Source organism: Endozoicomonas sp. SCSIO W0465, assembly GCF_023716865.1.
Lineage (GTDB): Bacteria > Pseudomonadota > Gammaproteobacteria > Pseudomonadales > Endozoicomonadaceae > Endozoicomonas.
The window spans coordinates 6903463-6918556 of sequence record NZ_CP092417.1 but is presented as its reverse complement, the minus strand read 5'-3'; the positions used below and the strand labels follow the sequence as shown (position 1 = coordinate 6918556).

The window sequence follows — 15094 nt, the reverse complement described above, 5'->3', positions numbered from 1 at the left end:
CGACTCGCCTCCGTAAGAGGCCTCTCATTCAGGGAAGAAATAATGAGCCGGAATTAAGGCTGGGAGATCGAGAACAAGGAACATCCCCTTCAAATCCAGGTTGAAAGCTACAGATCTATCGGTCAACCTTGGGCGTGAGTGGCTGACCTGACTTGAGCCTGTATGATCAACCGTTACGTTGTGATTTAGTACTATCGGCTGAAAAAAAGCAGGTCAACGATGCCAATATCTATTGGCTCTGACTGTTGCCGGATGGTTTTTACCAAAAGGCTGGCGAGTGCCACCATCAACAGATGGTAAACTTGTATAACCGATCTGAAGTTATGTTTTAAGTGTTCGCCATTAATCGTGGTTATAAAGTAAATTTGGTGACAGAATGGTGACAGAAATCAAGAGTTCTAAAGATTAACTTCTTAAAAATCAGTGGGTAAGCGTTACAATGAGAGAACAGGTCCAAAACATAGAATAGGGCAGTCTGTTCTCGGTCAGCCTCCTAGCCCGGATATTTCATAAACTGCCCCGAATCTCGCGCAGGACTTTGTCGCTCTAAGGGATTTTGCGAGGGAGCGCCGTACCGGGGAGTACGGTCGACTGAGCAAAACTCCCTTAGAGCGGCAAAGGACAAGCGAGAGCGGGAGCACGTTTATGAAATATCCGGGCTAGTATAATCAACGAGTTATTTTGGTTTTGCGGTAAATAATAGGGCTTATTCTCTAGCCTGACTTATTCTATAAAATATAGGCTTAAATCAGGGAGCCTTCCCTGGAGTGTTCATGAATATTGGCAAACTTTACATTATTGCTGCCCCTTCCGGCGCTGGAAAGACCAGCCTGGTAAAGGCGATGGTTGAATCCACGCCACATGTGCGGGTCTCTGTTTCTCATACAACCCGCAATATCCGGTCTGGTGAACAGGATGGAGTAAACTACCACTTTACTTCAATAGAGGGCTTCCGGGACATGTTGAACAAAGGCATGTTTCTGGAGCATGCGGAAGTGTTTGGTAATTATTATGGGACCTCAGCACACTGGGTTCGTGAACAGCTGAACAAAGGTGAAGATGTTATTCTGGAGATTGACTGGCAGGGGGCACAACAGGTACGTCGTTTGATGTCGGATGCTGTTTCAATTTTTATTCTGCCGCCTTCCCTTGAGGCTCTAAGGGAGCGGTTGATCGGGCGGGCTACCGATGACCTTTCGATCATTGAAAGGCGAATGTCTCAGGCGGTCAGTGAAATGTCACATTATGGTGAGTTTGACTATCTGGTGATCAATGATGAGTTTGATCTCGCCTTACGGGATCTGCAAACCATCATTCGAAGTCAGCGGTTATCCATTAATTGGATGCAGCACTATAAAGAAGATCTGATTAAAGGCCTCATCGGCTAAACACTTTAGGCCGATAGCCTGTTTTTGGGGTTATTGGCTGAAAATTTAAATTAATCACTCTAGTGTTAATAACAGGGTTTCCATGGAGAGGATGATTATGCCTGAATTCAGAAGGATAAATGATGTTAGCTCAGCGAGCCCAATAAAATTATCATATAGACATAACGTTACTACTCCATCTGAAGGAAAGCTAAAAAAGTTCTTGATAAAAGTATTATCAATTAAAAAACGTATACCTTTGGCAATAGGATTATCGAAACAAAGAACCAAGAGTGTTCTTGAATTTGATTCTATTGTGGCAATAACTTCCAGTCAGGGACACTTAATAAAACATACGCCAAATACTGATGTAATTTCTACGCCCTCTCAATCCAAAAAATCTGTTTCAAAGGATGAAGAGATTCATAATGCTATTCTGGCATCTCGCTTAGTGGATAAAGAGGCAGTAGATTTACAAATCAAATCTGGTAGAAAGACCAGAAGTTGGAAAAAGCTTGAAAAAATTTCCAATCCAAAAAATAAAAAAGTAATTAGTGATAAAGGATTTTCTCGTCTAATTTCAGATTTAAAACAAAAAAATATCAGCCGTAATAATGATTTGAAATTAATGGTTTTGTTTGCTGCTGATAACTTTGAAAATAAAAAAATATCACCCGATCAAATGAAGCAGTATATGAATATTCTTGTTGACAAATACACTACTGCAAAAGCAGAAGAGCAAATGAAAGCTTCCGTTTTCGCATTGGCACCAACAGGTTCTGAAAGACAGGGGTTTGGCGGTGATAGATCCTTGAGAGCCAGTGAATCTGTACAGGTTGCAGAACTGCTTGCTACCGCAGGTGATCGTTTGGCTGCCACTGATGCTACAGATGATAAGAGTAGTGTAGTTCACAACTATAAGAGAGATTTTCCTTTGAGCCTTTATGGTTGGGAGTTGGATTTTGGCAATATTTCAAAGACTGTAGATAGTAAACTATTAGGTCTGCTTTCCCTCCAGCTAAAAACCAGATTAACTCAGGAGGCTGGTGGTCAAGATTTTGTTGACAAGCCTGAGTTCGAAAATCAACTTGTTGAAGGTATTCATCGGTCTATAGATGAGTTTGCAGATAGTTTGTTGAGATCTGCCAGGGCCAGAGTTGATAGTCCGATAAACACAGATAAATCTGTACTAGAGAGCGCAGAGATAATTAAGGGTAAGTTAAGTAAACGAAGAGGGCAGTTGGTTTCCATCTTACAGGAGCAACTCGGTAAGGTATTTGTCAATCAAACGGTGGAAATACCTGTTGATAAGATAGTGGACCATAAATTAGCACTTTTGGTTAAGGAATATGAAAGCCAAGCTGATGAAAATTATCTTGTTAAAGGAATCACTCAATCTGAAAAAATACCAAGTGACGAAATTGTAGATGGTATCGGTTTAAAATCAATAGAGATCAATATCAAAGATTCTGAGCTCCCAGAAGATGAAAATGTAAAAGAATGGGCTGAATTGCTACTGTCCCCTTATCATGAGGATGAACAGAAGCTTGTAGATAAGGATAAGCTTACGACTGGATTGGCAAAAAAGGCCATTGAAATGGATATAAAAGAGGGTATGATCTTGCCGGAGGGTTCTGATTCCAAAATTCCTTTTGTTCGGGGCAGCTCATTGCGTAAAGCGAAGCGATGGAAGCGTCCTGATGTTTACAAGCTCCCTGTTCCAGTGACTGACATTTTAAAAGAGGCTCTAGCAAAGCAAGAGGTAAAAGCAAATACTGATATGGTGACCACTAAAATGGAAGAACTCAAAACACAAGGCAGGGTTAAAGTACTGATCAATCAGTTTGAAAAGCTTATTAAAGATCAAACAGAAGCTGCAAATAAAGGGGGCACCGGGGACTCATCGGCTTAACAATAACTACCTCACCGTTGACCATTTTATAAAGGTCAACGGTATTATAGTACTAATTCCTTATTTTACAGGGGGTTGGTTGCTTCTCTTAACCATTCAACATCTTCTCCTATGAGTTCTCGGGAAAGCTCTTCTCTAACCATTTTGTGGTATTCATTCAGCCACTGAATTTCTGTATCAGTCATTAGCTCTTTAACCAGAGGCCGAGTATCAAATGGAGCGATCGTCATAGGAATGAGCTTTAAAAACTTGCCAAACTCATTCTCGATATCGTCAGCGACCAGCATAATGTTCTCAAGCCTGACGCCGTGTTTGTTATCACGGTAAACACCGGGTTCGTTAGTCACCAGCATGCCGGGCTTAAGGGCAACATCAAACCATCTCGGGCTGATACTCTGGGGACCTTCATGGACATTCAGGAAGTAACCGACTCCATGGCCAGTACCATGATTAAAGTCGATACCTGCACTCCATAAAGGCTGTCGGGTAATGGCATCCAGCTGTATTCCCCGCGTGCCCTCCTTGAACCTGGCAGTCGCCAGGGCGATATGGCTTTTCATCACCAGGGTATAGTCTCTCTTCTCTTCATCAGTCATCTCACCACAGGCAAATGTGCGGGTGATATCCGTAGTGCCGTCGGGGTACTGAGCGCCTGAGTCGATGAGCAGCAAACCGTTACTTTTAACAGGATAAGCAGACGCCTCATCTGCCCGGTAGTGACAGATAGCACCATGTCCGGCATAGCCAACGATAGAGGGAAAGCTGACGCCTTTGAAATACTCAGACTCTGAGCGAAACTGAAGCAGTTGCTCATCAATATTGACTTCATTCAGCTGTCCTGTGGGAATGTTACGTTCCAGCCAATGCATAAAACGGACCATTGCTGCGCCATCACGACGATAGCAGTCCTTCATCCGTGAGATCTCTGTGCTGTTTTTAATGGCCTTCAGGTCAGTCGTTGGCAGCCGGTCTTCAACAAGGCTAATGGATGCAGGAATGGCTGAGGCAAGCTTATAACCGGTATTGACCGGATTGATCATCAGGCGGGTAGCATCCGGAAGTGCTGATAATCTGCGTGAAATCTCATCATAGTCAGCCAGTTCTACACCAGCCTTTGCCAGGGCTGCCAGTGCGCCAACTTCTATTCGTTCTTTGTTGATAAACAATATGATGCGTTCTGGTGAAATCAGGGTATAAGCAAGAAATACCGGGTTACACTCGATATCAGAGCCCCTTAGATTCAACAGCCAGGCAATATCATCCAGTGTGGTGATGAGGAGCTCTGTCGCTTTCCTTTCCTGGAGAATTTTCCGAACGTCAGCGACCTTTTCGGTGAGACTTCTGCCTGAATAGAAATCCTCATGAATAAATACAGGTTCAGCAGGCAGTGCGGGCCTGTCAGTCCAGATATCGTTCAGCAGATCGTGATCGAATTTCAACGTAACGGATTTATCTGCCAATTTCATTTTGAGATTTCTGACGTTGCTCAGACTCTGAGTGGCGCCATCGAAGCCAACGCAGCCCAGCTCAGAGACTTCTTCTGTTACCCATTCAGCCATTGATGGCACCCCGGGTTGGCCATCCTTCATAAGGGTGATTTCTGAGCCTGCGAGCTGTTCTGATGCCTGAATAAAGTAGCGGCCGTCTGTCCACAGGGCCGCTTTGTCCTGTGTTACCACCAGGGTGCCTGCTGAGCCCGTAAAACCAGAGAGCCAGGCTCGACCTTGCCAGTGAGGGGCTACGTATTCACTGTTATGGGCATCTGAAGATGGGATGATCCAGGCGTCAATGCGATGTGTTGCCATTGCTTCACGAAGATCTTGAAGCTTTTTGGCTCTCTCTGGGTTCTTGATTGAACCAGAGCTTTTTCCTGGCTCAGGGCTTTTTCCTGGCTCAGGGCTGTTCGGGATATCCACCATATATTTATTCCAGGCTTTTGGCTGTTCGGCGCGTTATTGTCGGGCAGGATTTTTTTCTGCTTGGATCATACTTACGAATACTATAATCCGCATTCCTTATGGAGCAAACACTAACCCTGCTAAAGCTTGTCTGGCTATAGGTCGTAAAGTACACTAAAGGGTCCGGCAAACCGGCATTAAGGTTCTGTTACCGGAACCTGATACTAAAATTGATGGAGTGGAATGTGGCTCGAGTAACGGTAGAAGATTGTCTGGATAATGTAGATAACCGCTTTGAACTGGTTATGGTTGCTTCCAAGCGTGCCCGCCAGCTGACCATTGGCGGCAAGGATCCCAAGGTAGATTGGGAAAATGATAAGGCAACGGTAGTTGCTCTGCGTGAGATTGCAGAAGGTCTGGTGACTCCGCTTTCCGTTGACGACCGCACGGTTGACGACGACGAAGCAGCAATGTTTCTGGCTGGTGTAGAACAATAAGCGTTTTACCTTCGTACTATCTTTTAGATCACAAGCTTCAGAAGATAAGAAGGTGCAATGGATGATCTGTGTGTAAGGAGCGGACTTTGCTGACCATCGATGAGTTTGCCGGCCGCTTGAAGTCCTATCTGAATCCCGAGCAGGTCAACCTGGTTCGTCGGGCTTACTATTATGCGGAGCAGGCCCATGACGGACAGACACGGCGAAGCGGCGACCCCTACATTATTCATCCTCTTGAAGTAGCCTCTATTCTTGCCGACATGCACATGGACCATCAGAGCCTGATGGCAGCCATGTTGCACGATGTTATTGAAGACACCGGTATCGAAAAGCAGGACATTGCCGGGCAATTTGGTGATGTGGTTGCGGACCTGGTGGATGGGGTCAGTAAGCTGACCCACATGAATTTTGAGAACAAAACGTTAGCCCAGGCCGAAAATTTCCAGAAAATGGCCCTGGCTATGGCCAAGGATATCCGGGTCATTCTGGTTAAGCTGTCGGACCGCCTCCATAACATGCGCACACTGGGTGTATTGAGGCCAGACAAGCGGCGCCGTATTGCCAAAGAAACCCTGGATATCTATGTGCCGATTGCCAATCGTCTTGGCATGCATACGCTGAGAATAGAGCTGGAGGATCTGGGCTTCTTTGCCATGTATCCTATGCGTGCCCGGCTGATTCGACAGGCAGTACGCAATGCCCGTGGCAACCGCAAAGACCTGGTCAGTCAGGTTCAGCAGGCCATTGCTGCCCGCCTGGAAGAAGAGGGTCTTAAAGGCCGGGTGGTTGGACGGGAAAAACACCTGTACAGCATCTATAGCAAGATGAAGAACCAGCGTAAGTCTTTTGATGACATCATGGACATGTTTGCGTTCCGCATCATTGTGGACAGAGTAGACAGCTGTTATCGCGCACTTGGTATTGTCCATAACTTCTACAAGCCCATTCCCGGCCGGTTCAAAGATTATATCGCCATTCCGAAGGCCAATGGTTACCAGTCGCTTCATACCACGTTGTTTGGTATGCATGGCGTGCCAATAGAGATCCAGATCCGGACGCAGGAAATGGAAGATATGGCCAATAACGGCATTGCTGCCCACTGGCTTTATAAGTCCGGAGAAGAAGCACTTTCGGGTAGCCATGCCAGAACCCGGCAGTGGCTCAAAGGTGTACTGGAGTTACAGAAAAATGCGGGAGACTCATTGGAGTTTATTGAGAACGTTAAAATCGATCTCTTTCCAGATGAGGTTTATGTCTTTACTCCCAAGGGGCATATTCTTGAGCTGCCCAAAGGTGCGACAGCGGTTGATTATGCCTACGCCGTTCACACCGATGTGGGCAACACCTGTGTAGCCTGTCGTATTAATAAACGTCTGGCGTCACTCAGTCAGCCGCTGCAGAGTGGCCAAACGGTTGAAGTCGTTACTGCTCCCGGAGCAAGACCGAATGCGGCCTGGTTGAATTTTGTTGTCACGGGCAAGGCCCGGTCGAATATTCGCCACTTCCTCAAGCATCAGCGCAGAAACGAGTCAATCGCCCTGGGTCGACGTTTGCTGAGCAAAGCCCTGGTCAGTTTTGACAGCAGCCTTGAGCAAATCAGCGAACAGGTTATTCGCAAGCAATTGTCCGTCTTTAGTCTGGATGACCTTGATGAGCTTCTGGAAGATATTGGCCTTGGTAACCGCATGGCCTATATCGTTGCCAAGATACTGGTTGAACCTGGTAGTCTGCCTGAGAATAAGAGTCAGCTGGATCTTTCCAATAGCGAAAAACCGCTCTCTATTCGTGGCTCGGAAGGGATGGTTATCAGCTTTGGCAAGTGTTGCTATCCAATCCCGGGAGATCCTGTTGTTGGTCATGTCAGCTCAGGGCGCGGCATCGTTATCCATACAGACTCCTGCCCAAATGTCTCTGAAATTCGCCATAACCCGGAGAAAGTTCTGGAGGTTGAGTGGGATAAGGACGTCTCTGGTGAATTCACAGTAGAGCTCAGTGTTGAGCTGGAGCATCATCGTGGCATGATTGCCTCTCTGGCTACGGCAATTACTGCGGTAGAAGGCAATATTGAGAAGATCAGCATGGTAGAGCAGGATTCTCGATGCAGCATCGTTCAGCTGCTACTCAGTGTCAGTGACCGTGTGCATCTGGCAAAAATAATTAAGCGACTTCGGGTTATTAAAGGCGTTCACTCCATTGTCAGGCGACGTCGCGACTCATAAGCTTTTTTTTATTAAACTCATCAATATAAAAAAATTGCAGCCACTATCCGGTAAATATTGCCCTTAATCCTTGAAAAATAATGTTTACCCCCTAGTATCGGGTGTCTTCTTTTTCGGTTTTTCTGTAGGGCTAAGGGCTTCCCCAAGGCTTCTGATTCCCAAGTTTAAGAGATTACATTGATGAGTAACCGACAGACGATTAATACTGATAAGGCGCCCAAGGCCATTGGCACCTATTCCCAGGCAGTAAAAGCAGGAACAACTGTTTATATCTCAGGGCAGATTCCGTTGGTTGCAGAAACCATGCAATTATTGGAGGGAAGTTTTAAGGAGAAAACCCGTCTCTGTTTTGAAAATCTCCAAGCCATTGCCATGGCTGCTGGCGGTACCCTTGATGATGCCGCCAAAGTAACCATTTTCCTGACCGATATGGCTAACTTTGCTGAAGTGAATGAGGTCATGGCTGAGTTCTTTAAGCAGCCTTATCCTGCCCGCGCAGCTGTTGGAGTCAAAGCGTTGCCAAAAGGTGTGCCGGTAGAGGTAGAGGCTATTCTGGAACTGAAGTAAGCTTCTTCAGCGATGAGCTCCTGATTACCTGATTATTTTCAGTCAGGGGCTCTGCGAATATCCTGCGACATACATTACTTTCTGGTTTGATTCGTTTGCAGCTTTCCGATGTGTTAATCATGACAATCGGTTGAGTAGTGCTGTCGATAACAGGTTTGGTTTGGAGTCTTAGACAGTGTGAACACTCGGAATAGAACTGACAATGGCTCTGCCATTGCATATCCATAATTTCTGAGTGATCTTTGCTCAATTCATTCTGTCTGAACCCTTCTCCTGTGGGTATTGAGCTCTTTGTTATATCACCTTGTTCCCCCGAAACTTCATTAACCGATCGGCCTGAGTGGAAATGTACCCGGGAAGTGCTTTTGTTGTTTTCTGAATCGAGGCTTTGCACCGGGTTGTATATTGATGCGACAAAAGTTGGTAGGGCCGAACTCACGATATTGCGCTCTTTTTGGTGGTTAAGAAATAAACAAATTAACCGTATAGAAAGATGTTTAACGTGATAGTTCAAAAATAATAGCCAGCATGGCTATCCGCTATTCTATCTGTCGCTTATCTTGTGGATAAGGCTTGAATAGCCACTTTTATAGTCAGGAAAGTAAAACCTGTAACCTGTCTCAATAATCCTCTGGTTGGAGCACCTTCGGTTCCCCCGTTGTGGTGATGGATAATGCTTATTATCTAATGGTACGTTCAGTTGTCTGCCAAGCCATTGCAATACATCGAATGTTGTCGCAGGGTTGCTGTCGACGCCAAGATACAGGTTATCGACAGGCATATTATCCATATCTCTTCGAATCAGGTGTGCAATGATACCAGCACAGTCTTTTCGATGAATGCGATTACTGTAGATTTCCGGTTCTGCCGGACAGCCTTCACCTTTTTGTACCCGGCTGATTAACCGGTTTCGGCCAGGTCCATAAATACCACCAAAGCGGATGGCAGTACCGGGGAAGGGAGCATGGTGTAACAGGCTTTCCGCTTCCAGCATGATTCGACCATTAAATTTCACAGGCTGGGTTGCCGACGTTTCATTCACCCATTCTCCCCTGTTCTGGTGGAAAGTGCTGGTGCTGGATGTGAAGAAAATACGGTTTGGCTGGTACCGTTCCTTCACCAAACGGCCAAGAACATTCTTCAGTCCGTCAATATAAGCTTGTTGGTAATGCTCTTCTGATCGGCCATTAGCTGCTGCTGCATAGACAACATAGTCAATCTGTGCAGGCCAGTCACCAAGTCCTTCAGTATTAAACAGGTCTCCCTGAATGGCGTTTACGCCACCGGGAAGCTTTGCGATATTGCGCCGAAGCCCCCAGACATTAAAGCACTTCATGGAAATCAGCTGGCGGGCGAGTTCGCAACCCACATCTCCACAGCCAGCAATCAATATATTGAGCTTATTCATAGCTATCATCTATTGGTTGGTATAATCTTCGGAAAAAACATAATGGCGATTTCATTTATATAGCTGTATGAATTTACAGTATTATAGGTGGCGCAAACATCCTTGCCAGTCTTCAGGGCTTTTTTGCGAGCAGGGCTGTTCATCGAGCTGTCTTTTTAAAACCGTTGAAAATCATTATGACACTGACAGAACTTCGCTACATTGTCACCCTTGCCCAGGAGCAGCACTTTGGCAAAGCGGCCAGTAAGTGCTTTGTCAGTCAGCCAACGCTGAGCGTTGGGGTCAAGAAACTGGAAGATGAGCTGGGTGTTGCCCTTTTTGAGCGTACCCGGAATGCAGTTCGTGTTACCCCAATGGGTGAGTTGATCATCAGTCAGGCTCAGAAAGTGCTGGAAGAGGCTGCGGCAATCAAGCAGCTGGCAAAAACCGGTCAGGATCAACTCAGCTCATCCTTGCGAGTTGGTGCTATCTATACCATTGGCCCCTATCTTTTTCCTCATCTGATTCCTCAGCTGGCGCAGGCCGCACCCAATATGCCGCTTTATATTGAGGAAAACTATACGGCGGTTTTACGCAGAAAGCTTCGTCTGGGTGAGCTGGACGCGATTATCGTTGCCCTGCCCTTTAATGAACCGGATGTGTTAACCAGGCCGCTTTATGATGAGCCTTTCAGGGTACTGCTGCCAGGTGGCCATCCCTGGGAACGTCAGAGAGAAATTGATCCCGCAGACCTGGTCAAAGAAGAGCTGCTGCTTCTGGGTGAAGGGCACTGTTTTCGAGATCAGGTGTTGGAGGCCTGTCCGATGCTGGCCAGTAAGAAAGAGGCTGGCAGTGCTCATGACGGGAGTGGTATTGAAGCCACCTCACTGGAAACCATTCGACATATGGTGGCATCCGGTATGGGCATCAGTGTTCTGCCACAGTCAGCCGTTGTGGATCATCATTACGCTCCCAATATTCTCAGTACCCGGCCATTTTGTTCACCCTCACCCAGTAGGACAGTGGCCCTGGCCTGGCGAGCCAGCTTTCCAAGGCCGAAGGCAATTGATGTACTTTCCGATGCCTTGAGACAGTGTTTGGTGAAGTGATAAGTAGGCCTATGGTGAGTATGAACAGGTCATTAAATACAATTCCGGTAACCACGTTAAAAGGCGTTGGTGATGCTCTGGCTGATAAGTTGGCCAGAATAGGTATTCACAACATTCAGGACCTGCTTTTTCATCTCCCTCTTCGATATCAGGACAGAACCAGAGTGACGCCGATCGGTCTCCTGCAACCCCATAGTGATGTGGTCATCCAGGGAAAGGTTCTGGCATCTGATATCGTTATGGGCAAACGTCGCAGCCTGCTTTGTCGACTGGGTGATGGGTCCGGATCAATCAGTTTGAGGTTCTTTCATTTTACTGCAGCACAGAAAAATAACTTCAGGCAAGGGACCGAGATTCGATGTTTCGGAGAACCCCGACGGGGAGCTACCGGGCTTGAGATGTACCACCCTGAATATCGGGTGATCAAATTGGATGCGCCTGTTGACGTTGAAGAAACATTAACGCCGGTCTATCCAGCAACAGAAGGACTGACACAACAGCGAATCCGCAGTTTGTGTGAGCAGGCATTAAAGTTGCTGGTCGATGAAAGCTCTCTCCAGGAACTTCTGCCTGTGGATATTCGGCAGAAATATCAGCTTGGTTCGCTGGTGGAAGCCGTTCGATTGCTGCACCAACCGTCGCCAGAAGAGTCGATGATGCTGCTCACTGAAGGACGGCATCCGGCCAGGCAACGCCTGGCTTTTGAGGAGTTATTGGCCCATAACCTCAGCCTCCGGCAGCTCAGAAGGCGAGTACAGTCTATCGGTGGTTTTGCCATGCCACCTGCAAAGCGGTTAACCCGACAGTTAATAGAGCAACTTCCCTTTTCCCTGACCTGTGCACAGCAAAGAGTGAGCGATGATGTCAGCCAGGATATGGCCACTGAACTGCCAATGCTACGACTTGTGCAGGGGGATGTCGGTTCAGGCAAAACCGTGGTCGCAGCACTGGCAGCACTGCAAGCGGTAGAAAATGGTTATCAGGCTGCAGTAATGGCACCAACGGAAATTCTGGCCGAGCAACATCAGCTCAACTTCTCAAACTGGCTTAAGCCGCTGGGCATTTCCATGGTTTTCCTTTCCGGAAAAACAAAAGGAAAAAAACGCCTGGAAATTTTAGATCAGATAGCTTCTGGCGAAGCCATGGTGGTGGTCGGAACCCATGCCCTGTTTCAGGATGAGGTGATTTTCCACAAGCTGGGCATGGCCGTTATCGATGAGCAACATCGATTTGGCGTCCATCAAAGAATGGCATTAAGGAAAAAAGGGGAGAAAAACGGAGGACTACCTGACCAGCTGATTATGACTGCTACACCAATCCCCAGAACATTGGCCATGAGTGCATACGCAGATCTTGATGTTTCAGTGATTGACGAGCTACCGCCCGGACGCACACCCATCAATACCGTTGTTATTGGTGACGATCGTCGTGAAGCCGTCATTAAACGACTCAAAACAGCGTGCCTTGAAGGGCGACAGGCGTATTGGGTCTGCACGCTGATCGAAGAGTCCGAAGCATTGCAATGTCAGGCAGCAGAGGTGACGGCTGGGCAATTAAGAGAAACACTTCCAGAGTTGTCCATCGGTCTGGTTCATGGCCGGATGAAAGCCAGCGAAAAGGCGGAGGTGATGAATGCTTTCAAGGAAGGTCATCTTCACCTGCTGGTGGCAACCACCGTTATTGAGGTGGGGGTTGATGTACCCAATGCCAGCCTGATGATCATTGAAAATCCTGAAAGGCTTGGGTTGGCTCAGTTGCACCAGCTCCGGGGGCGAGTGGGTCGTGGAACTATTGCCAGCCACTGTCTGCTGATGTACCACGCACCGCTATCCCGGCAAAGCAGGGAACGCTTGCAAGTGATGAGAGATTCCAATGATGGTTTTGTGATCGCAGAGAAAGACCTGGAGTTAAGAGGCCCTGGTGAGGTGTTAGGTACCCGGCAGACAGGTCTGGCACAATTTCGGGTGGCCGATCTGGAGCGGGATCGTGACTTGCTGATGGCTGTCCGCACTGCTGCCCAGGAGTTAATGCACCAGTCTCCAGAAGGTGTAGAGCCGTTGGTGAACCGCTGGCTCGGTAAGGGTGAAGAGTACGCAAATGTTTGACGAGTTATCAGGAATTGAGACAAAAGCTTCTCGCCCCGCAAAGCGCTGGTGAAAGAAGATTGGCCTGCCTGGAAGAGACTCAATAATTAATGTTGAGCTTTCTAAACAGGAATCCCAGGCACCACAATGGCCCAATCAGCAGAAACTGCAGATCCTCAAAGAAGGACGGCTTTTTCCCTTCTACCTTGTGACCAATAAACTGAAAGACCCAGGCGACAACAAAAATCGCAATGCTGGCCTGTAAGACATAAGCTCCAAGCGCTTGAGATATGGCTGCTGATGCCGCAAATACAGCAATCATTGCCAGCGACAGCTTGAATGAGAGTTTGAAATAGAACAGCAGGGTGACGCTCATCATCGCCCAGGTAACGACAGGGCTGAATGCCCATATGATACCGACAATACTGAAAAGGATGGATGGAACACAGATCCAGTGAATCAGTTTATTGGTGGGATTCTGGTGGCTTTCGCCATATTCATTGAACCATTGCTCGATGGTTTTCATCGCTATCTCGACTTTAGAGTCTGTATAAAACGATAATTCGGTCAGCTTTTTATAGTGAAGCAAGCCGAAATCAGTGAACTGTTTTTCCAAGTTCGTTATTACTTCCGTTTTTTGCCTAAAAGCCTTTAGTTATGCTGCTTCTGAATTATCCGGTATTAACTGGTCGATCAGATCGCGAAAATTGAACTCATATTTTTGCTTATATCTGTTCCAGCCCTTGCGAATAGAGAACCTCGGAATAATTCCTGAAAGAGCAATTTTCATCATGCCTGCAGTGGTTGTATCCGGGCTTCTCCAGGGTATCCGAGAAATATTCAGACATGCCTGATTTTTACAAACGGTTAATAACTGCAATAATGCATAGCCTGCCATTTTCAAATGCATCCATCGAAGCAGTGTTCGCAATTTCTGCTGCCATAAATGGCAACAGCCAAAAGCATGTTTGAGTTGGTGAAACATTGGCTCTACCGGCCATCTCCGGGAATAGGCACGAAGCACCTCCAGTCCCTCAAGTTCCGGATTGGTCGAGATGAATATTCTGCTTTCGGTCAGACCTTTGTCATTTTCAAAGCGACTCCAGACGACGCGTACTTCACGACCTTTAAGGAATCTGGCGCGACAGATCAGGGTACGATAACGTATTTTGCGAAATTTGCCGTACATCCATACTGTTGCTTTTTCTTCCGGCAGTTTCTTAACCTGTTCTGTCGTCATCTTGATGCCGTACTTTTTTGGGCGCCCTCGCTTCTTTACGGTGGGTGCTGGCGGCAAAGCATAGAGGGCCCGATTTGAAGGTATCTGACCAACAACTTCTATGTTCATTTCCAGAGCTGGCTTTATCAGTGTCCAGTTCATATACCAGCAATCGGTTAGCAGGCGTAGCACTCGATCCTTCACTTCATTGCGTACCACCCTGAGCATGGCCACGGCAATTTTCAGTTTGCTGGTGTTACCTGAAGCTGGTGTCGGAAATGAGATCACCGGTATGGCGGTAAATACTTCATCTGCAGCCCGCTCAAATATGATGGCCAGGGAAACCCAACACTGCCCCCAGATGTACGTCGGCCGATTGCGTTTCTTGCTGTGTTGATGATGTGTACGACAAGCAGGGGCTTTGTCGGAAAACCGTTCGATTACCCAGTCATCAAGCCCCAGGACCACAGGTTGATTCTCAGGAGCTTTGGAGCAGACCAGACGGATCAAGTGGCGTGCCAAGTTCTTCCATTGCCACTTGCCCTGAGATAGCCAGTGGTGGTAGCTGCTCCACACACAATGAAAATCAATTGTTAACAACGCCTGTGTAACAAAGCCGTCGGCTGAAAGCATGCAACCGAACAGCAGTTCGCAGAACGTTGGTACTGCAGTTGATGATAGCGCTCCAGCAAGAAAGGTTGTATATGAAGCGAGCTCCCTGAGGATTACTTGATGATCTGAAGTGAGCATGGCAACCATCTCGAATTTCGTCATTGGGGATGGTTGCTTTTAGCAGATTATGCGCCGGAACTATTGTGCTCTTAAAACTCTAAAG

Annotated in this window: 11 protein-coding genes; 7 read left to right on the top strand and 4 right to left on the bottom strand. The window is 47.1% G+C overall.

Features of this window, described 5'->3' with window-relative positions; translation table 11 throughout:
- Positions 1–773 precede the first annotated feature (773 nt).
- Positions 774–1388 carry a guanylate kinase gene (gene gmk / locus MJO57_RS31320; protein WP_252021444.1) on the top strand — a complete coding sequence of 205 codons (615 nt, stop codon included), beginning with the start codon at positions 774–776 and terminating at the stop codon, positions 1386–1388.
- A gap of 97 nt (positions 1389–1485) precedes the next feature.
- Complete coding sequence (locus tag MJO57_RS31315; protein ID WP_252021436.1) at positions 1486–3279, top strand: hypothetical protein; 1794 nt, start codon at positions 1486–1488, stop codon at positions 3277–3279.
- A 65-nt stretch (positions 3280–3344) separates the two neighbouring features.
- On the opposite strand, the gene MJO57_RS31310 is transcribed toward MJO57_RS31315, so the two are convergent.
- Positions 3345–5198: an aminopeptidase P family protein gene (locus MJO57_RS31310; protein ID WP_256492895.1), complete on the bottom strand. Its 1854-nt coding sequence runs from the start codon at positions 5196–5198 to the stop codon at positions 3345–3347.
- Between the two features lie 224 nt (positions 5199–5422).
- Here MJO57_RS31310 and rpoZ point away from each other — a divergent pair, with 224 nt between their 5' ends.
- From rpoZ to MJO57_RS31295, 3 genes are all read left to right on the top strand, one after another.
- A complete protein-coding gene (gene rpoZ, locus MJO57_RS31305; RefSeq protein WP_066016900.1) occupies positions 5423–5674 on the top strand; it encodes a DNA-directed RNA polymerase subunit omega in 252 nt (83 codons plus the stop codon).
- Positions 5675–5760: 86 nt separating this feature from the next.
- Positions 5761–7893: a bifunctional GTP diphosphokinase/guanosine-3',5'-bis pyrophosphate 3'-pyrophosphohydrolase gene (gene spoT / locus MJO57_RS31300; protein WP_252021432.1), complete on the top strand. Its 2133-nt coding sequence runs from the start codon at positions 5761–5763 to the stop codon at positions 7891–7893.
- Positions 7894–8073: 180 nt separating this feature from the next.
- Positions 8074–8460: a RidA family protein gene (locus MJO57_RS31295; protein ID WP_252021430.1), complete on the top strand. Its 387-nt coding sequence runs from the start codon at positions 8074–8076 to the stop codon at positions 8458–8460.
- A 544-nt stretch (positions 8461–9004) separates the two neighbouring features.
- Here MJO57_RS31295 and MJO57_RS31290 read toward each other — a convergent pair.
- Positions 9005–9868 carry an SDR family oxidoreductase gene (locus tag MJO57_RS31290; protein ID WP_252021428.1) on the bottom strand — a complete coding sequence of 288 codons (864 nt, stop codon included), beginning with the start codon at positions 9866–9868 and terminating at the stop codon, positions 9005–9007.
- A gap of 176 nt (positions 9869–10044) precedes the next feature.
- On the opposite strand from MJO57_RS31290, the gene MJO57_RS31285 reads away from it, so the two are divergent.
- Positions 10045–10956, top strand: coding sequence for a hydrogen peroxide-inducible genes activator (locus MJO57_RS31285; RefSeq protein ID WP_252021426.1), 912 nt, complete (start codon positions 10045–10047; stop codon positions 10954–10956).
- A 20-nt stretch (positions 10957–10976) separates the two neighbouring features.
- The gene (recG, locus tag MJO57_RS31280) at positions 10977–13061 is read left to right on the top strand and encodes an ATP-dependent DNA helicase RecG (RefSeq protein WP_252021424.1); all 2085 of its coding nucleotides are present in this window, start codon (positions 10977–10979) and stop codon (positions 13059–13061) included.
- Between the two features lie 79 nt (positions 13062–13140).
- Here recG and MJO57_RS31275 read toward each other — a convergent pair whose 3' ends face one another.
- Both MJO57_RS31275 and MJO57_RS31270 read right to left on the bottom strand, forming a co-directional pair.
- The gene (locus MJO57_RS31275; protein ID WP_252021422.1) at positions 13141–13656 is read right to left on the bottom strand and encodes a DUF962 domain-containing protein; all 516 of its coding nucleotides are present in this window, start codon (positions 13654–13656) and stop codon (positions 13141–13143) included.
- Between the two features lie 39 nt (positions 13657–13695).
- A complete protein-coding gene (locus tag MJO57_RS31270) occupies positions 13696–15033 on the bottom strand; it encodes a transposase (RefSeq protein ID WP_252017304.1) in 1338 nt (445 codons plus the stop codon).
- Between the last annotated feature and the right edge of the window lie 61 nt (positions 15034–15094).